At 67.2% G+C, this 20,908-nt stretch carries 21 protein-coding genes and 1 pseudogene; 6 read left to right on the plus strand and 16 right to left on the minus strand.

Going from position 1 to position 20,908, the window contains the following annotated elements:
• Positions 1-2: 2 nt before the first annotated feature.
• The 5 genes and pseudogenes from BLU62_RS19930 to BLU62_RS19950 form a co-directional block, all read right to left on the minus strand.
• Positions 3-1,126 (minus strand): annotated as a pseudogene (locus BLU62_RS19930) (hypothetical protein).
• Entirely contained in the window at positions 1,123-1,998 is an 876-nt protein-coding gene (locus BLU62_RS19935; protein WP_074851662.1) for a carbon-nitrogen hydrolase family protein, read from the minus strand. Before BLU62_RS19935 ends, BLU62_RS19930 begins: the two are co-directional and overlap by 4 nt.
• A 40-nt stretch (positions 1,999-2,038) precedes the next feature.
• Complete coding sequence (locus BLU62_RS19940) at positions 2,039-2,785, minus strand: SAM-dependent methyltransferase (RefSeq protein ID WP_074853033.1); 747 nt, start codon at positions 2,783-2,785, stop codon at positions 2,039-2,041.
• Positions 2,786-2,811: 26 nt separating this feature from the next.
• Positions 2,812-3,321: a DUF2505 domain-containing protein gene (locus BLU62_RS19945; RefSeq protein WP_074851664.1), complete on the minus strand. Its 510-nt coding sequence runs from the start codon at positions 3,319-3,321 to the stop codon at positions 2,812-2,814.
• A gap of 10 nt (positions 3,322-3,331) precedes the next feature.
• Positions 3,332-3,838: a DUF2505 domain-containing protein gene (locus tag BLU62_RS19950; RefSeq protein ID WP_074851666.1), complete on the minus strand. Its 507-nt coding sequence runs from the start codon at positions 3,836-3,838 to the stop codon at positions 3,332-3,334.
• Between the two features lie 38 nt (positions 3,839-3,876).
• Here BLU62_RS19950 and BLU62_RS19955 point away from each other — a divergent pair, with 38 nt between their 5' ends.
• Positions 3,877-4,965, plus strand: coding sequence for a UDP-N-acetylmuramate dehydrogenase (locus BLU62_RS19955; protein ID WP_074851668.1), 1,089 nt, complete (start codon positions 3,877-3,879; stop codon positions 4,963-4,965).
• A gap of 21 nt (positions 4,966-4,986) precedes the next feature.
• Here the strand turns inward: BLU62_RS19955 and BLU62_RS19960 are convergent, their stop codons facing one another.
• The 6 genes from BLU62_RS19960 to BLU62_RS19985 form a co-directional block, all read right to left on the minus strand.
• Positions 4,987-6,081, minus strand: coding sequence for an alpha/beta fold hydrolase (locus BLU62_RS19960; protein WP_074851670.1), 1,095 nt, complete (start codon positions 6,079-6,081; stop codon positions 4,987-4,989).
• Between the two features lie 61 nt (positions 6,082-6,142).
• On the minus strand, positions 6,143-6,973 hold the full coding sequence (locus tag BLU62_RS19965; protein ID WP_074851672.1) for a MerR family transcriptional regulator: 831 nt from the start codon (positions 6,971-6,973) through the stop codon (positions 6,143-6,145).
• A gap of 6 nt (positions 6,974-6,979) precedes the next feature.
• Positions 6,980-7,303 (minus strand): DUF2516 family protein, encoded by a 324-nt coding sequence (locus BLU62_RS19970; RefSeq protein ID WP_074851674.1) that lies wholly within the window; start codon positions 7,301-7,303, stop codon positions 6,980-6,982.
• A 33-nt stretch (positions 7,304-7,336) separates the two neighbouring features.
• Entirely contained in the window at positions 7,337-8,419 is a 1,083-nt protein-coding gene (locus tag BLU62_RS33240; protein WP_074851676.1) for a heparin-binding hemagglutinin, read from the minus strand.
• A gap of 80 nt (positions 8,420-8,499) precedes the next feature.
• The gene (locus tag BLU62_RS19980) at positions 8,500-9,003 is read right to left on the minus strand and encodes a helix-turn-helix domain-containing protein (RefSeq protein WP_074851678.1); all 504 of its coding nucleotides are present in this window, start codon (positions 9,001-9,003) and stop codon (positions 8,500-8,502) included.
• Between the two features lie 115 nt (positions 9,004-9,118).
• Entirely contained in the window at positions 9,119-10,459 is a 1,341-nt protein-coding gene (locus tag BLU62_RS19985; protein ID WP_074851680.1) for a DUF445 domain-containing protein, read from the minus strand.
• A 41-nt stretch (positions 10,460-10,500) separates the two neighbouring features.
• Here BLU62_RS19985 and BLU62_RS19990 point away from each other — a divergent pair, with 41 nt between their 5' ends.
• The 3 genes from BLU62_RS19990 to BLU62_RS20000 are packed head-to-tail and all read left to right on the plus strand — an operon-like array spanning position 10,501 to position 12,973.
• Complete coding sequence (locus BLU62_RS19990; protein WP_208863698.1) at positions 10,501-11,301, plus strand: TetR/AcrR family transcriptional regulator; 801 nt, start codon at positions 10,501-10,503, stop codon at positions 11,299-11,301.
• On the plus strand, positions 11,298-12,125 hold the full coding sequence (locus BLU62_RS19995; protein WP_074851684.1) for an SDR family NAD(P)-dependent oxidoreductase: 828 nt from the start codon (positions 11,298-11,300) through the stop codon (positions 12,123-12,125). Before BLU62_RS19990 ends, BLU62_RS19995 begins: the two co-directional genes overlap by 4 nt.
• The gene (locus BLU62_RS20000) at positions 12,122-12,973 is read left to right on the plus strand and encodes a polyphosphate kinase 2 family protein (protein ID WP_074851685.1); all 852 of its coding nucleotides are present in this window, start codon (positions 12,122-12,124) and stop codon (positions 12,971-12,973) included. The genes BLU62_RS19995 and BLU62_RS20000 overlap by 4 nt, the downstream gene beginning before the upstream one ends.
• Positions 12,974-13,189: 216 nt before the next feature.
• Here BLU62_RS20000 and BLU62_RS20005 read toward each other — a convergent pair whose 3' ends face one another.
• The gene (locus BLU62_RS20005; protein WP_074851687.1) at positions 13,190-14,389 is read right to left on the minus strand and encodes a benzoate/H(+) symporter BenE family transporter; all 1,200 of its coding nucleotides are present in this window, start codon (positions 14,387-14,389) and stop codon (positions 13,190-13,192) included.
• 63 nt (positions 14,390-14,452) lie between these two features.
• On the opposite strand from BLU62_RS20005, the gene BLU62_RS20010 reads away from it, so the two are divergent.
• Both BLU62_RS20010 and BLU62_RS20015 read left to right on the plus strand, forming a co-directional pair.
• Positions 14,453-14,989, plus strand: a complete 537-nt coding sequence (locus tag BLU62_RS20010) for a helix-turn-helix domain-containing protein (protein WP_074851689.1) — start codon at positions 14,453-14,455, stop codon at positions 14,987-14,989.
• Positions 14,990-15,137: 148 nt separating this feature from the next.
• Positions 15,138-16,091, plus strand: a complete 954-nt coding sequence (locus BLU62_RS20015; RefSeq protein ID WP_074851691.1) for a hypothetical protein — start codon at positions 15,138-15,140, stop codon at positions 16,089-16,091.
• Positions 16,092-16,241: 150 nt separating this feature from the next.
• On the opposite strand, the gene BLU62_RS20020 is transcribed toward BLU62_RS20015, so the two are convergent.
• From BLU62_RS20020 to BLU62_RS20035, 4 genes are all read right to left on the minus strand, one after another.
• On the minus strand, positions 16,242-17,021 hold the full coding sequence (locus BLU62_RS20020; protein ID WP_074853034.1) for a heparin-binding hemagglutinin: 780 nt from the start codon (positions 17,019-17,021) through the stop codon (positions 16,242-16,244).
• 252 nt (positions 17,022-17,273) lie between these two features.
• The gene (locus BLU62_RS20025) at positions 17,274-18,161 is read right to left on the minus strand and encodes a 3-hydroxybutyryl-CoA dehydrogenase (protein ID WP_074851693.1); all 888 of its coding nucleotides are present in this window, start codon (positions 18,159-18,161) and stop codon (positions 17,274-17,276) included.
• A 162-nt stretch (positions 18,162-18,323) separates the two neighbouring features.
• Positions 18,324-19,619: an isocitrate lyase gene (gene aceA / locus BLU62_RS20030; protein ID WP_074851694.1), complete on the minus strand. Its 1,296-nt coding sequence runs from the start codon at positions 19,617-19,619 to the stop codon at positions 18,324-18,326.
• A gap of 472 nt (positions 19,620-20,091) precedes the next feature.
• Positions 20,092-20,835, minus strand: a complete 744-nt coding sequence (locus BLU62_RS20035) for a hypothetical protein (protein WP_099047910.1) — start codon at positions 20,833-20,835, stop codon at positions 20,092-20,094.
• Positions 20,836-20,908 lie beyond the last annotated feature (73 nt).

Genomic DNA, 20,908 nt, shown 5'->3' on the forward strand with positions numbered 1-20,908 from the left:
GATCAGACCGAGCAGCCCGATTCCTGGTTGCCGGTCATCTCGTTGGTCAGCTGGACATCCGAGCCGCTGATCGCGAACTCGAGTCCGGTGTCGGTGACCTTCAGCTGATCGACCTGGACCTCGTCGAAGAACGGCCCTAGCGCCGACGTCGTGATCTGGTCGACGATCTGCTGCGCGAAGTCCGGCGGGATGCCGAAGACCAGTGCGCTGGCCTTGACGACCTCGAACTCGACCCGGCCGTCCTTCAGGACGGGCTTGATCGTCGCCGACACCGGGACCGAGAAGAACATCACCGGGAAGCCGGCCTGCACCTCGAAGGTGCCGTCGGCGGCGTTGCCGGTGATCGACTCGACCGCACCGGCCGGGCCCGCACCGTTGCCGGTGCTCTGACCGTCGGCACCCGGCGCGCTCTCCTTGCTGAGTTCGACGATCCGCTCGTACGGGATGAAGCCGTCACCGTTGAGGGTGCGGATGTCGGTGCTGCTGCTGTCGCCGGAGATGCCGTCGGCCCGCATGTGCAGACGCACTCCGTCCGCGCCCGAACTGTCCTTCGTGTCGACCTGCACGTACGGGATGTCTCCGGTGCCCTGCAGGATGATCGGCTTGCGGCTCAGCGACACCGAGGTGGGCACGCCCGTGAGGCCGCTGAACGAATCCTCGAGGCAGCCCGTCACCTTGTTGCGCAGATAGAGTTCGCTGCCGACCGCGCCGATGACCACGAGGAGCAGCACGGCGACCGCGCTGAGGGCCACGATCTTCTTGGTGCTGCGATTCTTGCGCGGCGACGTGAGCACCGGACCGCTCCCCTGAGCCTCGAGCGGTGCACTCGAGTCGTCGCCGTAGGGTGTCTCGCCCGGCGGGAACTGAGCGGTACCCGGCACGTTCGAATACGCCTGTGTCCCGGGGGCGATCGGAGTCGTCGCGAACTGTTCGGTCTCGCCGGTGTCGGTGGCGCCCGTGCCGGCGTTCACCCCGGCGGGGTCGGCGGCAGGATCGGTGGGGCCGGGTCCGCTGGTGCCGAATCGCTGCCGGGCACCGGCCGCCACTCGTCACCGGAAGACGCAGAGGAATCGTGCGACTCGCCCTGGGCTCGGGGGTCGTCACCGGGAGTCTTGTTGTCGCTCATGGGTTCCGTCCTCGGTCGTCGGACTCTCGGAGCCGCTCGCCGGCGGGTGCCACCTGGCTGTGCACCGCACCGCCGACCGGCAGCGTTCGCTCGTTGGCGAGGACCGCCAGTTGTGTACGAGCCTTCTCGACCCGTTCCAGGTCGAGGTCATGAACATCAACCTGGACCGTCTCGGGGTATGCGGCGACCACCGTACCGAAGGGGTCTGTGATTTGGCTGTGTCCGATCCCGGTCGGAGCCCCGGATTCGGCGACCGCCTCGTCCGGTGGAAGCGCCTGGCCGACCGCGACGACGAACGTCGTGGAATCCAGCGCACGAGCCGTGGCGAGCACCTCCCACTGATGGATCTTGCCCGGGCCCGCACCCCAGGACGTGGGCACCACGATGACCTGTGCGCCGCGTCGTGCGAGGTTCGTGAACAGGGCGGGGAACCTGATGTCGTAGCAGGTCGCGACTCCCACGGTGACCCCGTCGACGTCGAAGGTCAGCGGCTCCTCGCCGGCGGCGACGGTCTTGGACTCGCGGAACCCGAAGGCGTCGTAGAGATGCAGTTTGTCGTACGCCTGGCGCGCTCCGTCCGGATGCGCGACGAGGACCGTGTTGAACACGCGACCGTCATTCGACGGGGTGAACATCCCGGCCACCACCGTCACCCCGGCCGACGCCGCGACCTCCGACACCCCACGGGCCCACGGTCCGTCGAGATCCTCCGCCACCGGCTTCAGCGGCACACCGAACCGGCACATCGTCGCCTCGGGGAACACCACCAACCGCGCCCCGCGCGATGCCGCGTCCTGCGTCGCCGCACGTAGGGTCGCCAGATTCTCACTCGGATCGTCGGTCGAGCTGATCTGAGCCATTGCCACACGCATAGCCGCCACAGTAGTGCCCGTCACCTGCCGCGCCGAGAAGTCACCAGGGCGCGACCACATCCCACGGGACGGTCAGCACGTTGTCCGACATCCGCCGGCGCGTGACGACACAGTCGACGCCACGCTCACGCAGCAGGTCTTGCGCGTGACGCCAGCGCACCCGCGGTCCGTACGGGGCCAGCGGGGCGGCGATGTCCCAGCACTGGTCCGCGAGCGTCAGCAGATCGTGGATCTTCTCGCCCGGCACGTTGCGGTGGATGAGCGCCTTGGGCAGTCGTTCGGCGAGGTCGGACGGACGTTCGGAGTGTTCGGGCGCCCAGCAGAGCGTCAGACTCACCGGGCCCGCGTCGTCGAGCAGGACCCACGTGCACCGCCGGCCGATCTCGTCACAGGTGCCCTCGACGATCACCCCGCCCGGCGACAGCGCCGCACGCAGCCTCGACCATGCGGCCTCGACCTCGGCCTCGTCGTACTGCCGCAGGACGTTGAAGGCGCGCACCACGCGGGGACACAGGCCCGCCATCTCGAAACCACCGACCGCGAACCGGACCCCGTCGCGCGGTTCGACGACCCGGGCCGGGTCGATCTCGAGTCCCACCATCTCCAGGGCCGGGGCGACGCGTCGGAGCCGGCCGGCCATCTCGACGGTGGTGTCGGGGCGCGCGCCGTAACCGAGGTCGACGACCAGCGGGTGCGCGACGTCGAGCGCCGCGACCACGGCCGGTTCATGCGCCATCCACCGATCCACCCGGCGCAGCCGGTTGATGTTGGTGGTCCCGCGCGTCACCCGGCCGATCGGAGCGGCCGGACGACTCACAAGTTCTTGTCGATCCAGTCCTTGGCGTACTCGGCCTCGGCACGGAACAGATCGACCAGGTTGATGAGGATCATCTGCTCGAGCTTGCCGTTCACGAACGGGACGAAGACCTTCGCCTCGCTGGTCCGGCGGATCGTGCAGCCGCCGTCGGTCGGGAACAGCTCCTGCCAGCCGTTGAGGCTGCCCGGACCTGCGGGGATCGACGCGTTGTAGGTGCCCTTGGTGTTGTCCGCATCGAACGGACCGAGGGTCTCCTCACGCGTGATGACCATGTCTTTCATCATCACGGTCTGCGCGAGCGGAGGCAGCTGGTCGCGACCGATGGTCTGCTTGAGGACGACCTTGATCCCGGTCTCGTCGGAGGTGAAGGAAGCGACCTCGCAGTGCGGCGAGATCATCTGGAATCCCGCCATCATGTCGTCCCAGTACTGCTTGATGCTCTGCGCTTGGTAGAGCTTCTCCGCGGGATGCGTGTAGCGAGCGGAGTAGCTGAGCCGTCGTGCCATGACGACCAGGCTACGTCAGCCGATTTTCAGAATCCCAATCGACGGTGTGGCCACGCTCGTGCTCCAGCAGGCCGACCAGCTCGCTGACCACGGCCTTCTCGATCTTCCCGCCGAACATCGGCAGGTTCACCGACACCTCGGCCTCGCAGTCGCTGGTCGCCGGATCGCCCGACGTGGTGATGGTCCCGTACACGTTCACCGGCACCGGCGCGCCCTCGACCGTTGCGTGCATCTCGGCCACGATCCGGTCTCCGACCAGCCGATATGTGTTCTTCCGCGGAATCCGGAGGTCGCCGGGCATGATCTTGGTGACCGCCGACGGGAGCTTCTCCGCGGGAATGCCCTGGTTCATCTCGACCGTCACGGTGTCACCCGCGATGGTCACCTTCTCCACGTGGCCGTGACCGGCGTTCATCCGCTCCACCAGATCGTGCCAGTACTGCTCTGTGGTGAAGATCGCCCAGAGCCGTTCGGTGGAGAACGGGTAGGAGTCCAGGTGCTGCAGCTTGCTCGCCATGGAGAGAACGCTACCGTTCGCCGGTTAACGTTTAACGCGTGACCGACACGCAGACGCCGCTGAGCGCACCCCTCGCCGAGCTGACCACCCTGCGTCTTGGCGGACCCGCCCGCGAGATCGTGCGTTGCCCCGACACGCGCAGCATCGTCGAGACCATCCTGGAGCTCGACGAGCGGTCCGAACCGGCGCTCGTCATCGGCGGCGGCTCCAACCTGGTGATCGGCGACGCCGGCTTCGACGGCACCGCCGTGGTGCTGGCGAGCAGCCGGATCGAGTTCGGATCGGGCCGCGAGTCGGGCCGCGCGCACGTGGTCGCGGATGCCGGTGTGAATTGGGACGACCTGGTCGCCGCCACCGTCGAGGCGGGGTTCGGCGGGCTGGAGTGCCTGTCGGGGATTCCAGGCGCAGCGGGTGCGACGCCGGTGCAGAACGTCGGGGCCTACGGCGTCGAGGTCGCCGACATCCTGCGGTCGGTCCAGGTCCTCGACCGCCGTTCCGGCAACCTGCGGTGGGTCTCGCCGACGGAACTCGGACTGGGCTACCGCACCAGTAACCTCAAACACCGCAACGACTTCGTCGTGGTCGCGGTGTCGTTCTGGCTCAACGCCGACCGCGCGAGCCAGCCGATCCGGTATCGCGAGCTGGCGACGACGGTGGGCGTCGATCCCGGCGATCGCGTCGACGCCGGCACCGCCCGCGAAGCGGTGATCGGGCTGCGTCGCGGCAAGGGCATGGTCCTCGACCCCGCCGACTTCGACACATGGAGCGCCGGATCGTTCTTCACCAACCCGATCGTCGCCGGCGACGATGCCCCCGCCGTCCTCGAACGCATCGCGGCACGCGTCGGCGACGACGTCGCGATCCCGTCCTATCCGGCCGCCGACTCCCCCACCGCGATCAAGCTGTCGGCGGGTTGGCTCATCGAGCGCGCCGGCTTCGTCCGCGGCTACCCCGCAGCCGATGCCCCGGTCCGCCTGTCGACGAAACACACTCTGGCACTGACCAATCGCGGATCGGCCACCACCGAACAGCTGCTGACCCTGGCGCGTGAGGTCCGCGACGGCGTTCTCGACGCCTTCGGCGTGACCCTGCGTCCCGAGCCGGTCTTCGTCAACTGTTCCCTGTGACGCCGGGTCGGGTGCAGGGGGTCAGCTGACCCGCTGCCCGACTCGCGAGACCTCGGCGACCAGCTCGTCGAGCACCTCGTTGAATCGTTCCGCGGCCTCGATGCTCGACATGTGGCCGACACCTTCCCACACGACGAGATCCCGCAGGGAGCCGTTGCGCTGCAACACCTCTGCGATCTGCTCGGCGTGCTTGCGCGGGGTCAGCCGATCCTCGGTGCCGACGACGACGGTGGTGGGCACCGACAACGCGGCCAGCCCGGCCGTCACGTCGAGTCTGCCCATCGCCGATCCCCAGCCGGCTCGTGCGCGCGGCGGGCAGGCACCGATCATCTCGTCGACGAAGTCGACATGCGCCTTGCGCGCATGGGGACCCAGAGCGATGTAGTGCGAGAACCGCACTCCGATAGGGGTTTTGGGGATCGGCACGGGCACAGACGTGATCGCCTTGGCCACGACGGGCGCGAAGGGGCGCGCATACGCCGGCAGATCGACCGGGACGAGCGCGTGGTTCTCCATGACGGCCTTGGCGGCGGTCGAGACGAGCACCGCGCCGGAGACCAGGGTGCCGACCTTCTCCGGGAACTGTTCCGCCCAGGACATGATGGTCATCCCACCCATGCTGTGCCCCACCAGGATTGCGCGACGACCGGCCGGGACCGCCGCTTCGAGCACGGCGTCGAGGTCCTGGCCGAGCATTGCGATCGTCGGACGCCGACGACCACGTTCGCTGAGTCCGTGGCCGCGCTGGTCGTAGGTGACGACGCGTCGACTGCCACCCTCCGACGAGGCGAGATGGTTGATCTGCGGATACCAGTACGCGGTGTTGCAGGTCCATCCGTGGACCATCACGATGACGTCGCCGTCGTCGTCCGCCGCGTCGGCGGAGCCGTAGATCTCCACGTTGAGGAGGGTGCCGTCGGAACTGCGGGCCGGCAGGCGCCGGGGCTTGGAGTCGGGCGCGGTGAGGAGGTCGTCCGGACCGTCGTCGACCGCCCTTTCGGCACGGAGCGCGTCACGCGCGATTCCGGCGAGGACGGTGCCGACACCGACTCCCACCGCACCTGCACCGATCGCGGTCGCGATCCCACCGACGCTCGTCAACGACTTCGTGTCCACCGGCACTCCTCAACCTCGACGGGGCCGTCCGCGATGGAGACCCCGGGCGGGGACGCCGCGTTCAGCGCCCCGTCTCGGTATTCAATGTACCAATATCCGTTGTCTCATAGCCGGGACCTGACTGGTCACCGGTCGAATCCGGCGCCGTGGTGTCCGGTTCGTCGTCCCCGGTGGTGGCGGCGTCGAAGTAGGTCGCCGCCTCCCCGATGGCCCGGGAGATCTGTTCGTCGAGCGCCTTGCGGAACGTCGTCTCGACGATCTCGTGTGCCATCGGCCGGACCGCCTGGATGAGGTCGGCCATGTTGCTGACGCCCTGCTCACCGAGGTTGGGGAGGTTCTCGTCGAAGTAGGTGTCGGTGATGATCGAGACGAAGCTCGCGGCGACGTCCTCGAGGTCCCCCTGGACACGAACCCACCGGTCGAGCAGGAACTCCAGATCGACACCGCTCTTGACCAGGATCTCCGCACCCTCGAGCAGCTCGGGATTCTGGATGGCGTAGTGCGCGCCGTCCTTGGCCAGCAGGCCGAGTTTCTGGCTGAGCGCGATGGACCGATCAGAGGCGTTGAGGGTCTTCTTCAGCTCGTTGATGGTGATCGTCGCCGCGCGTTTGAAGTTGCGGAACCTGCCGCCCTTCGGAGATCCCCGCAGGATCTGCTCGACGCGCATGCCGTGGTGGGCGGCGTGCAGCAGCTCACTGATCGTCGCGAAGGTGTACCCGCGTTCGAGCATGCGGGAGATGAGGTTCAGGCGGACCAGGTGCTGATCGGAATACCATCCCGCCCGGCCGCGAATGGTGGGCGGCGGAAGCAGTCCGCGGTCCTGATAGACCCGAATGTTGCGAACGCTGACCCCCGACGCCTCGGCGAGCTCATTGATCCGATATTCCGCCACGATGCATCAGGCCCTTTTGCTGAACCAGGACTTGCCCTGGATGTCGTCCACGCGCTTACGCACGTCGACCAGGTACACGAGCATCGCGACCACACCGATGATGCCCAGGAAGCTCACCGCCCCGAAGAACCAGATGAACAGCGACGCGCCGGCCAGGATCGACACCCAGATCACCTTGCTCTGCCGGTCGACCGCCGGGAATGCGTCGGGCCGCTGGATGGCCGCGTGAATCAGCGCGACGACGGCCGCGATTCCCGCGGCCACGGTCAGGGCCAACATGATCAGACTCTGGCCATAGGCCAATACGCCGAAGAAGTCCACGTCGAACACTCTAGTCCCGTGCGTCCCGATTGCCGCAGCAGCCTACTTCTTGGCAGGTGCTTTCTTCGCGGGCGCCTTCTTGGCCGCAGTCGCCTTTTTTGCTGCAGTCGCCGTTTTCGCCGGGGTGGTTTTCTTCGCCGCAGTCGTCTTCTTCGCGGCGGTCGTCTTGGTCGCCGCGGTCTTGGCGGGGGTCGTCTTCTTCGCCGCCTTTCGTGCCGGCGTCTTCTTCGCCGCGGCGGCGTCCTTCACCGCAGCAGCCTTCTTGGCGGGAGCCTTCCTCGCCGGGGACTTGGTGGCAGCGGCCTTCTTCGCCGGAGCTTTCTTGGCCGGCGCTTTCTTGGCGACTGTTTTCTTGGCCGGGGCCTTGGTGGCAGCGACCTTCTTCGCCGGAGCCTTCTTCGCCGGAGCCTTCTTGGCCGGGGCCTCGGTCAGCGAAACTGCGCGCAGCGGCGCGTCGGCGCTGCCGTCGCGGCTCGTCCCGTCAGGGCCGCCGCCGTCGGCCAACCCGGCCAGACGGAGAGCCCGTTCACCGGCGGCGCGCGTCTGCTCGGAGATCGTCCCCAGCGCCTCCTCCGTGAGACCGACCGCGTCGCTGTAGACCTTCTCCAGCTTCGGCAGATTCTCCTCGACCACCGGCTGCGCCTTCAGCTTCTCGACGGCCTCGTCGCGACGCTCCGACAGCGACGTGAGAAGACCGGCCGCGACGGCGAGGTACGCCTCGGCGACCTTCCGCAACTCCTCCGGCGAGAACCGGGCCCGCAGTTCCTCGATCTCCGAAGGCAATTCGACCGGAAGAGTCGACAGCTTCGACTTCGCCTCCTCGAAGAGCGCCAACGCGGTCGCGAGCGCCTCGTCGATCCTCGCCTGCGCATCATCCCGGGAACCCGCGAGCTTCGACTGGGTGGATTCGACCGTCTCAGCAAGCTTCGACTGAGTAGAACCGACAGTCTCAGCAAGCTTCGACTGAGTAGAACCGACAGTCTCAGCAAGCTTCGACTGAGTAGAACCGACAGTCTCAGCAAGCTTCGACTGGGCCTGTTCGGTCGCCGCCTCCCCACGCTCACGAACCTCGGCCAGCAATGCCGCCACCTGTCCCACGGCTGTCGTCAACGGATTCTCACTCATTCAGCTTCTCCTGCCTCAGTTTTCTCGGAACTCAGTTTTCAGGACTCGGCCAGGTTTCTGGGCTCATCAGCAGCCGGTGGCTACTCATGCTCCGTCGAGGAGATCGCATTCTCTTTCCGGAAGGATTCGTAGATCTCCAGCAACATCTGTTTCTGACGCTCGTTGATCGAGTCATCTGCGATCAGAGCATCACGGACAGGGCTCGCGGGGCGTTCTTCGAGAATTCCCGCGCGCACGTACAACACTTCCGCGGACACCCGGAGGCCCTTGGCGATCTGGGCGAGGACGTCCGCGGACGGTTTCCGGAGTCCTCGCTCGATCTGGCTGAGGTACGGATTGCTGACCCCGGCGCGTTCGGCGAGTTGCCGCAGCGAGACCTTGGCCGCGACCCTTTGGGACCGGATGAAGGCGCCGATGTCCTGCGCCGCGTTGGCCACCGCGTCCTGGGCGGCCGTCGCGACCGCCTCCACGGCCTCGACCGCCATGGCCGTCGTGTGGTCGCCGTCTTCGGTCGGTCGATCGCCGGACTCGGCCTCGCCGTCCACGACGGCGTCGACGGAAGCCTCGTCCTTCTCGCGCTTCATCACGCTCCGTTCCAAGGGTGGATCATCGTTTCCCCAGTATCTGCGTCGGTGCTAGCACGTGCAAGCACACAGCTAATACGGACACCGGATCGCGGACGGAGCACCCGGGTTCGGCTCAGTGGAAGATCAGCACCGACGTCGTGTGGATGACCAGGCCGGCGAGTGCACCCACCACGGTGCCGTTGATCCGGATGAACTGCAGGTCGCGACCCACCTGGAGTTCGATCTTGCGACTCGTGTCGTCGGCGTCCCAGCCGCGCACCGTCTCGGTGATGACGGAGATGATCTCCTGCGAATAGTTCGCGGCGATGTGATGCGCGACCCGCGCGACCCAGCCGTTCATCTTCTCCTGCAGCGGACGATCGTCACGAATCCTGGTGGCCAGCTGGATGATCGAGTCCGACAAGGTGTTGCGCAGCGTGCTGTTCGGGTCGTCGAGCATCTGCTCGATGACGGCCTTGCCGGTCTTCCACGCAGTCGACGCGGCGCCGGTGACCTCGTCGCGCCCGATCAGTTCGATCTTGATGGCCTCGAACTTGGCGATCATCTCGGGATCGGTCTGCAGGTCGTCGGCGAACTTCTCCACGAACTCGTGCATGGCCCGACGCAATTCGTGGTCGGGGTCGGAGCGCACCTTGTAGGTGAACTCGACGAGCTCCCGGTGGATCTTGTCGCCGACGAGCGTGTTGACGAACTTCGGCGTCCATTGCGGGCCGTCGCGGTCGACCACGCGGTCGATGAGGTCCTGACTGCCGATCGCCCACTCGTGCGCGCGGTCGCAGAGCATCTGGAAGACCGGCTCGAGGCGGTCCTCGGCGATGAGCTGTTCCAGGATGCGGCCGGTCGGAGGCGCCCACTGCGGTTCGGCCACCCACTTCAGCGCCGCCTGGATGAGCTGCTCGACGTCCTCGTCGCGCAGCATCTCCGAAGCCAGTTGGATGGCGCGCGCCGCCTCACCGGAGATCCGCGGGGCATTCCGCGGATCGGCGACCCAGGTCGACAACCGGCGCGGCAGATCTATCTGCTCGGCCCGGTAGACCACGACCTCGGGCGTCATGAAGTTCTCTTCGATGAAGCCGCCGAGCTGGTCGCCGATGTCGTCCTTCTTCTTGCGGATCAGCGCGGTGTGCGGAATCGGGATGCCGAGCGGATGGCGGAAGAGGGCCGTCACCGCGAACCAATCCGCCAGCGCACCCACCATGCCGGCCTCGGACGCGGCCTGCACGTAGCCGACCCACGCGGCGACGTCGGCCCCGTCCCGGTGCTCGAGGTAGCGCGTGAAGAGATAGACGACGGCCGCGAAGACCAGGAAGCCCGTCGCGACCGCCTTCATCTTGCGGAGATCCCGCCGCCGCCCGGCGTCTCCGGCGCCGTCCCCGCCGAATCCGGGGGCGGACGGCGCCTTGGGCGTCCCCTCGGGCTGCCCGGCGGCTCCTTCGATGACTGTCGATGCCATGGCACCAGTGTCACCCATCAACCGACTACGCTGACGACGTGATGGCCAACCGCCCCAATCCCGCAGCTGCCGCGCGTGCGGCGATGGCGGCTGCGGCCAACGTGACGCGCGGCCTCGAACAGGTGCTGACCACCGTCACCGAGACCGGCGCCAAGCCCGACGGCCGCAAGCAGCGCTGGGAGAAGCACAAGCTCGCCCGCCGAACCGAGCTGACCGACGGCGTCATCGCCGCGGTCCGCGAACTCGGCGCCGACGTCGGAATGGACGAGATCGCCGCTCACATCGGGGTGTCCAAGACCGTCCTCTACCGGTATTTCACCGACAAGAGCGACCTGGGCGTCGCGACCACCGTGCGCTTCTTCGAGAACACGATCTGGCCGCGACTGACGGAGGCGATCTCCGACGACGTCGACGAGTACACCCTCACCCACACGATCATCGGCGTCTACGTCCACGCGGTCGACGACGAACCCAACCTGTACCGCTTCGCGCTGGCCAGTTCGCCGACGTCGTCGCCGGCCCCCGCCGATTCGGTCCGCCTGGTCGCGCAACTGGTCATGAGCAGCATCGTGATGCGCATGACCGAGCGGGGCGCCGACACCACCGGCGCCGAGCTGTGGTCGCACGCCCTCGTCGGCGGCATCCAGCACGTCGTCGACTGGTGGATGACCAGCCGTACGCTCGACGCCGATCAGGTCGTCGACTATCTGACGATGATGGTGTGGAGCGCGGTCGTGGGCGTCGCCTCCGTCGACGGGTCGCGCGAGGCCTTTCTCGCCGCTCCCCCGCCACTGACAGAACCCGCGCGGGAGACACCGTCCGACGCGGCGGGCGGGTCATGAGCCGAGTCGCACTGGTGACCGGCGGTAGCCGGGGTGTCGGGCACGGCATCGCCCGCGCACTCGTCGACGACGGCTGGACCACCTACGTCACCTCCCGTCACGGCACCGGCCCCGACGGCGCCATCGCCCTGCCCTGCGATCACACCGACGACGCCGCGGTCGCCGAGGTCTTCGACCGAATCGCTTCCACCAGCGGACAACTCGACCTCCTCGTCAACAACGCGTGGGCCGCGCCGAAGGGATTCGGCGGATTCTCGGACCCGTTCTGGAAGCGTCCGGTCGATGACTGGGACACCCTGATCGGCGTGGGTCTGCGCGCCCACTACGTGTCGTCGGTGCATGCGGCGCGCCTGATGACGGAGGCCGGACAGGGTCTGATCACGAACATCTCGTCCTTCGGTTCCCGCGGCCACCTTCATTCGGTGCTCTACGGGATGAGCAAGACCGCGCTGGACAAGATGGCCGCCGACATGGCGGTCGAGCTGAAGGGCACGGGGGTCACCGCGATCTCGTTGTGGCTCGGCCTGATCCGCACCGAGTTGCTGCTGTCGCTCGGCATCGACGAGTTCGCCGGGTTCTCGCTGCAGCGCGCGGAGGACCCGGAGTTCGTGGGGCGGGTCATCTCCCGTCTGGCCCAGGACCCCGATCTCGCCGCGCACAACGGCCACACGCTCGTCACCGCCGAACTCGGCGGCCGCTACGGCATCGTGAACAACGATGGGACGCCGCCCGATTCGCATCGCGGCCCGTTCGGCGGAGGTCCGCTGTTCCCACCCGCCACCGAGCCGGACACCGGAGATCGAGCCCGAGAGGACATTTCATGAGCAGCGGCTGGCTGCATCCCGCCGCCGAGGCCCTGCGCGCAGGAGCCGTCGGCCCGATTGCCTCCTTCGACCCCGAGTCGACGCCGGGATTCGACGGCGACAAGGAGTCCGGCACCGCGCTCCTCGCCACCCGTGGGCAGGACCTGGCCGCCTTGCAGGAACTGTTGTACGCCAACGGCCGTGCCGGTGATCACCGCTCGGTCCTGCTGGTCCTGCAGGGCATGGACACCGCGGGCAAGGGCGGGATCGTTCGACATGTCGGCGGTCTGCTCGACCCGCAGGGTCTGTCCATCAAGGGTTTCGGTAAACCCACGCCGGAAGAGTTGCAGCACGATTTCCTGTGGCGCATCAACAAGGCACTGCCGCCCGCTGGCCGGATCGGCATCTTCGACCGGTCGCACTACGAGGACGTACTGCCCGTGCGGGTGCACAACCTCGTCCCGAAGTCGGAGTGGGAGAAGCGGTACGACCTCATCAACCAGTTCGAGTCCGAACTGATCGCCAACGGCACCACGATCATCAAGTGCTGCCTGGTGGTGTCGAAGGACGAGCAGAGGAACCGCCTCGCCGAACGCCTCGACCGTCCGGACAAGTACTGGAAGTACAACCCGGGCGATATCGACGAGCGCGCCCACTGGGACGCCTACCTCGAGGCCTACCAGGACATCTTCGACCTCACCGACAAGGACTCGGCACCCTGGTTCGTGATCCCGGCGAACCGCAAATGGTTTGCCCGACTCGCCGTCTGCGAGTTGCTCACCACCGCGCTCGCCGGACTCGACCTCGACTGGCCGAAAGCCGATTTCGACGTCGAGCTCGAGAAGAAGCGGCTCGCCGAGTCGGACTGAGCACGACCCCGCTCGCTGAACCGACACCACGTCGCCCCCCGCTCGTTGAGCCGGTAGCGAGCGCAGCGAGCAACCGCGTCGAAACGACCCGGAACCGCCCCACTGAACCGACACCACGCCGCCCCCGCTCGTTGAGCCGGTAGCGAGCGCAGCGAGCAACCGCGTCGAAACGACCCGGCAACCGCACCACAGCCGATCATTGATGGGCGAGGAACGCTAGCGACGAGCCGTGTCGAAACCACCCCGCCGCAACACTCCCCAGGACACCAGCCCCACGACGAGCGCCCAGAAAGCTCCACCGATCCCGGCGAAGGTGACTCCGGCCGCTGCGGTGACGAACGTGAGCGCAGCAGGTATCCGGAACTCGATCTGCTCGAACGCACCCATGAGGGACGCCACGAACGTCGCGAGAAGCGCCAGTCCGGCAACGGCTTCCAGTAGTCCCGCCGGCGAGATCGCGGTGATGGCGACGAGCGCGCCGGAGAGCACCGCGAGCACCAGGCTCGTCGAACCGGTGGCGACGCCGGCGATCCATCGCCTCGAACGATCAGCGCCGGCTTCTGGCCCGGCGGCGAGGGCGGCCGACAGTGCGGCCAGGTTGATCGCGTGTCCGCCGAAAGGCGCTCCGATCACTGTTCCGGCACCGGTCACGAACATCGCCGGACGCCAGGGTGTTTCGTAACCGAAGGACTTGAGGACCGCGACGCCCGGCACGTTCTGCGAGGCCATCGTGACTATGTAGAGCGGGATCGCGATGCCGACGACGGCAGCGACGTCGAATGTCGGCGCGGTCCAGACCAACTGCGGCCACCACGTCTCGCCTGCCCATCCGTCGTAACCGTCGACTGCGAGGTTCACGCCGATCACGACCAAGGCCGCGACGAGCGCCAGCGGGAGCGCCCACCGCGTCAGCCATCGCATCGCGAGGAGCCACACCACGAGGATCGGGATCGTCGACCAGGGTTGATCCCCAAGCGATTTCATCGGTGCAAGGCACAGGGTGAGCAGCACGCCGGCCAGCATCGCCTGCGCGATGGGCGTCGGGATGCGCCCGATCAGGTCGCCGAGCGCAGGCACGAGACCCGTTGCCAGTACCAGCAAGCCGACGATCAGGAAGGCACCCACCGCCGACGACCAGCTGCCCTCGTAGGAGCCGGCCATCGACGCGAGCAGCGCCGCGCCCGGCGTCGACCACGCCAGCGTGACCGGACGACGGGTCCGCCAGGACAGCAGGATCGTCCCGAGCGCGTATGTCACGGTCAGCACCAGCAGACCCGACGCCGCCTGCACCGGTGTGGCACCAACGGCGCGCAGGCCGGTCACCACGACGACGAACGACGAGGTGAACCCGACCAGCGACGTCACGACACCCGCGATGATCGGCTCGGTGCGAGTCGACGGCGCGGTACTGGTCATGAGGCGAGCATAGCGGTATCGTTCCGTAAACAGAACATTCCCGAGGGACGTGAGGTTGGCTGGATGACGGCAGGCGACGAGCGCCGGCGCGCGGTCGGCGCTCGGATCACGCGGTTGCGGGACCAACGAGGAATGAGCTTGTCCGCCCTCGCCCGCGAGGCCAGGATCGGCAAGGGATCGCTGTCCGAACTGGAAGCCGGACAACGCAATCCGACACTCGACACCCTCTACGCGGTGGCCGGACCGCTCGGGGTGCCACTCACCGCACTACTCGGCGAGGACACCGGCACGGAGGGCACCAGCCCCCACCTCGCCGCGCGACTGCTCCACGTCGAGCATCATCCCGACGGCAGCACCACCGAGGTGTTCTGGCTTCACTTCACTCCCGGCGGGGTCCGCGAGTCGCCCGCCCACGGGCCCGGCGTCGTCGAGCACATCCTCGTCGTCAGCGGACACCTCGTCGCCGGCCGCACCGGCGAGGAACGGTCCGCCGGCCCCGGCGAGACGCTCGAGTGGATATCCGACGTCCCCCACACCTACCGCTCCGGCGACGACGCCCTCGCGGTCCTGACGATCCGCTCCCCCGCCGCTCCCGCGTGACAGCTTCCTTCCCGCCTGATGAATTCCCTCCTGCGGGCGCTAGCCGATAAGCGGGAGGGAAGGCCTCCCGCGGGACGGAAAGACTCACGCGGGAAGGCGATGAAATCGGCGGGAGCCGAACCGCGTTCCAACGCGTCAAAGTAGGGTGATGGCCTTTCCACTCGATCAGTACGGCCTCCTCAGAAGAGCCGCCGCGCTCGACGCCGCGATCTCCGACAACGAGCTCGCGGCCGCCGTCCGCCGCCGCGATCTCCTACGTCTCGTCCCGGGCGTGTTCGTACCGGCATCGACACAATTCGTCGGACATGAGGGCGCACAACGGTTACACCGGCTCAAAGCGATCGCGGTGGCGACCGTCGGCGACGCCGAGGCGCAGGCGATGCCCCTGAGTCATGCGTCGGCTGCCGCCGTCCACGGCCTCCCGCTCCTGAAACCGGACATCGAGTCCGTGCACGTCGCGAACGGGAAGAAGTCGGGAGGATTCATCCAGGGGCACCGCCACGTCCACGCAGCGCCATTCGGTGACGACGAAATAGTCGAGGTGGACGGCATTCTGGTGACGACCCTCGAACGCACCGCGGTCGACGTCGCGACGTGCGGTACCTTCGCCCAGGCGTTGGCCGCATTCGACCAGGCGCTGCGGACCGGCGCAAGCCCGGAGAGGCTCGCACAGATCCTGGCGGATCGTCGACGCCGCGGCGTGCGCGTTGCGCGGCGGGCATTGAAGCTCGCCGATCCCCTATCCGAGACCGTGGCCGAATCGTGGAGTCGCGCACAGATGATCGAAGCGGGTCTTCCGATACCGCGACTCCAGCACGAGTTCCGCGGACGCCGCGGCACCTACGATTCCGACTTCGACTGGGACGAGCAGCTCATCGGAGAGTTCGACGGGATGGTCAAATACGGGCGCCTACGCGAACCGGGGACCACCATCGAAGACAGCGTGATGCGGGAGAAGCGTCGTGAGGATGATCTGCGCGCTCTCGGTGCCATCGTCGTCCGATGGACGTGGACGGATCTGGAGAAGGGCGCCGTCGTGGGCCTGTTGCGACCTTGGCTTGAGCATCTGAATCTGCTGTCACCCAATCCCATTCCCGCGTGACCGTCTTCCTGTCGCGGGGCTGATTCCCTCGCGCTTATTGGCCGGCACCCGCGGGAGGGAAGCCGGCCCGCGGGAAACAAACCCTCCCGCGCAAAAACGACGACGCCCCCACCGGATCGGCGGGGGCGTCGGATCGACTTGCGCGACAGCTTACTTGGTGGTCGCCTTCTTGGCCGGAGCCTTCTTGGCGGGAGCCTTCTTGGCCGGGGCCTTCTTGACCGGAGGCACCGACTCCTCCTTGGCCTCGGCGACCTTCTTGGCCGGCGATGCCTTGGCGGTGCGGGTCTTGGCCTCGACAGTGCCTGCGGCGCCGTCGATTTCCTTGGCCGCGTCGTCGGCCTGCTCCTTGATGTCACTGCCGACCGATTCGATGGCGACGGCGACGTCCTCGACCTCGTCGCTCACGCGGCCGGCGAGCTTGGCGGCACGCTCACCCACGAGGCGGGTCTGCGAGGACACGACGCCGAGTGCGTCTTCGGTGAGGTCGACCGCGTCGTTGTAGACCTTCTCGACGCGAGTCAGGTTCTCCTGCACGACCGGCTTGGTGCGCAGGCGCTCGAGGGTCGCCTCGCCGCGCTCGGCCAGCGAGTTGTAGAACTCGGTCGCCTTCTCGACGTACGGGTCGGCGAGCTTCTTGAGCTCCTCGGTGGTCAGCTTGCCGCGGATCTCCTCGATCTCGGCAGGCACTTCCTCCTGCAGCGACCCGATACGGGTCTTGGCCTCGTCGAAGCGGGACTGAGCCGTCTCGGGCAGATCGGTGATCAGGGCCTTGGTCTCGCTGTAGCGAGCCTCGAGACGCGACTGGGCGGTCTCGGCAGCAGCCTCGGTGCGCTCCCGCAGCTCGGTGATCTTGTCGGTGACCTGCGTGAAGGCATAGTCGCCGGCGCCGACTGCGGCGTAGAGGGGGGCGTAGTTACGGGTGGTGGTCACGAGGGACTCCTTCTGTCGGTCACCAATCGCGCTGCAGCACATGCGGTCTCGCTGATCTCGGCATCATTGCCGGTCGCATGTCGGGTTGTCGTCGGTTCGACGTGATGGTCGGTGTCGCAAGCCGCCATGTCTTCCGGCTCGTCACCGCGCGAGATTAGGGAACCGCGGCGCCATCGGTATTGGTGTTTCCGAATTCCAGTATCCACGCCGTGCTAGCAAATGCAAGCATTCTGCTAACACTAGTGGCCCACGTCACTTCTTGCCGACGAGAAGCCGATCGTAGTCGTAGAAACCGTGGCCGACCTTCTTGCCCACACGTCCGGCCTCGACCATGCTCAGCAGCAGCTGCGGCGGCGAGTAGAGGGGTTCCCCGAACTCCTCGTACATCTTGTCCGCGATCGCCTTGACCGTGTCGAGCCCCACCAGGTCGGCGAGCTTCAGCGGCCCCATGGGATGGGCGCAGCCGAGCACCATCGCCTTGTCGATGTCCTCGACCGTCGAGAAGCCGCTCTCCACCATGCGGATCGCGGAGAGCAGATACGGAACGAGAAGGGCGTTGACGACGAAGCCGGACCGGTCGGCGGAACGGATCACCTGCTTGCCGAGGACGTCGTGGGCAAATGATTCCGCCCGCGCGGTCACCTCGGGAGCGGTCATCAGAGTGGTGACGAGCTCGACCAGAGGGAGGACGGGTACGGGGTTGAAGAAGTGGAGACCGATCACGCGGCCGGGATTCCGAGTTGCTGCGGCCAGCTTCATGATCGCGATGGAGGAGGTGTTCGACGCCAATACCGCGTCGGGATCGACGACGACCTTGTCGAGTTCGGTGAAGATCGCGGTCTTGACGGCCTCGTCCTCGACGACGGCCTCACAGACGAGCTGCCGATCGGTGAGGTCCCCCAGATCTGAGGTGAACCGGAGCCGGTCCGCCGCCTGCTCTCGTTCGCGTTCGGTCAGTTTGCCGCTCGACACTCCCCGATCGAGCGAACTCAGGATTCGGGCGCGTCCCGCCGCGACGAGGTCGCGAGTCGATTCGTAGACGATGACATCCGCCTGGGCCCGGGCACACACCTCGGCGATGCCGGCACCCATCTGCCCGGCCCCGACGACGCCGACTCGGCAGATCTTCTGGCTTGTCATGTCAGACCCTTCGGGAAACGCCGATGTGACAACTGATCTCGTAAGAACATGGGTAACTCCCGGGGTACGAACCAAGCCCTGGATACGCCAGCAGGCGGCCCGCAGCGAAAGCCGCGGACCGCCTGACTCGTTCGCCGAGATCTCGGAGTGGCGGACTGGCTCCTAGTGGAACTGGCCCTCTTCGGTCGAGCCCTTGAGAGCTGCGGTCGAGGTGTTCGGGTCGACGGTGGTGGCGATGCTGTCGAAGTAGCCGGCGCCGACCTCACGCTGGTGCTTGACGGCGGTGAAGCCACGCTCGTCGGCTGCCTTGAACTCGCGGTTCTGCAGGTCGACGAAGGCGGTCATCTGCTCGCGGGCGTAACCGTAGGCAAGGTCGAACATGCCGTAGTTGAGCGAGTGGAAGCCGGCCAGCGTGATGAACTGGAAGGTGAAGCCCATGGCGCCCAGCTCGTTCTGGAACTTGGCGATGGTGCTGTCGTCGAGGTGCTTGCTCCAGTTGAACGACGGGCTGCAGTTGTAGGACAGCAGCTGGTCGGGGTACTCGGCCTTGACGGCCTCGGCGAACTTGCGAGCCAGCTCGAGATCGGGGGTACCGGTCTCCATCCAGATCATGTCGGCGTAGGGAGCGTAGGACTTCGCACGCTCGATGCACGGCTCGATGCCGTTCTTCACGTGGTAGTAGCCCTCAGCGGTGCGCTCACCGGTGACGAACTGCTTGTCGCGGTCGTCGACGTCCGAGGTGATCAGGGTCGCGGCCTCGGCATCGGTACGAGCGATGACGACGGTCGGGACACCGGCGACGTCGGCAGCGAGGCGAGCCGAGTTCAGGGTGCGGATGTGCTGCTGGGTCGGGATGAGCACCTTGCCACCGAGGTGGCCGCACTTCTTCTCCGAGGCGAGCTGATCCTCCCAGTGGGTACCGGCGGCACCCGCGGCGATCATGGCCTTCTGCAGCTCGTAGACGTTCAGAGCGCCACCGAAGCCGGCCTCACCGTCGGCGACGATCGGGACAACCCAGTTGTCGACCGAGTCGTCACCCTCGACGCGGGCGATCTCGTCGGCGCGGAGCAGCGCGTTGTTGATGCGACGAACGACGTTCGGAACCGAGTTCGCCGGGTAGAGCGACTGGTCGGGGTAGGTGTGGCCGGAGAGGTTGGCGTCACCGGCGACCTGCCAACCCGACAGGTACACGGCCTTCAGGCCGGCGCGGACCTGCTGCACGGCCTGGTTGCCGGTGAGGGCGCCCAGAGCGTTGATGTAGCTGCCGTCACCCTTGGTCACGCCGTCCCACAGGATCTCGGAGCCACGGCGGGCGAGGGTGTGCTCCTCGACGACCGAACCCTGGAGCTGAGCGACCTGCTCGGCGGTGTAGTCGCGCTTGATGCCCTTCCAGCGGGGGTTGGTGTCCCAGTCCTGCTGGATTTCCGCGGCGGTGCGGGGCTTTCCGACGTTGCTCATTGGCTACTTCGCTTTCGTTGTCCTGCTCGTCCCGACCGGGTCGGATCGGGGCGACCGGCCCGGCGCGCCGCCGAGGCCTGGAGTGCTGACTGACATCCGTCGTGAACCCCGAGAGCTTTCTACTCGCGCGTCCGGCAGCGGTGTCGGCTGGACTTTGCGAACTCTTGGGCTTCCGTCTGTGGTGCCTGAAGCAAGGGTGCCATAGGACAAACGCGCAGGTCCAACCCTCGACGAGTGCAAATCCGGGTTATTTTTTGACGACGCTCTGCAAAGTTTGCAAATCTTGGCGTGTGAAGACCACCGCGGTTCGTCGTAAAAAGTACGCGCGTACTGGGATTTCCTACTCAGCAGTACAGCACGCTCCCCGGCCTGAATGCGAGCCGTCGAGGGACCTTCATCTGGCGATGACCGGGCGCATAGTGACGACATTCACACCGCACAGACGGCCCGGCCGGCCTTCCGAGGGCCTCGATCAGGGGGCGGTGACACGGCCGACCGCCTCGCCGAACAGCTCCGCGAAGGCTGCGGAGTCGACCGGTTCGGTCGGTTCGGTGGGCGGATCCGTGGCCGGTGTCGCGGCACCCGACACCGTCAGCTGGACGGTCACCGGCCCCGACGCCGGGCGGTCCAGGGCGGCGTACCCGGCGAAGCCGGTCTGGCGTCGAACACCGCCGTCGGGCAGCGTCGTGGTGACCTCGGACCGCGTCAGCAGCATCTGCTCGCCGGTACCCAGTCCGCCGTCGACCTCAGGTGGCCGGATCTCGGTGTATTCGGTGACGACGCGACTGCCCGCGAGATTGCCGGCGGTGATCTCGGTGGTCGTGCGCGCGCAGCGACCGGTGGTGGCGAGCCGGTCCGCGTCGATGTCGCGCTGCGCCCTGGTGAGGAGTTCGACGAGCACCCCGGTGCCGCCTCGCGCGGCGAGGATCGCCGAGTTGTCCGCGGTCAACTCCCCGTTCAGCGCCGCATCGGCCGTCGGAGCGCAGTACTCGGGTGTCACCCGCGTGGTACGCGCGGCATCGATGCCCGCCCGGTTCCCGGCGACGAGGTCACCGACGGACAGCGATTCGGCGGTGAAACCCGGGGGCAGGTCGGACGCCGGGAGCAACAGGTCCGCGGGCGTGCGAGGGGCCGGCGCCTCGGCCGGCCCGGTCGAACAACCGGCGGCCGCGATCATCCCGGTCACCAGCGCGAACGCCGTGACCGTCACCCGCATCGGGATGCGGAGCCGGCCGTGGGGAGAGCGCACGCGGTCACCGTACCCTGAAGGGGATCATCGACCTGGCATC

Origin of the sequence: Gordonia westfalica (assembly GCF_900105725.1) — a bacterium.
GTDB lineage: Bacteria > Actinomycetota > Actinomycetes > Mycobacteriales > Mycobacteriaceae > Gordonia > Gordonia westfalica.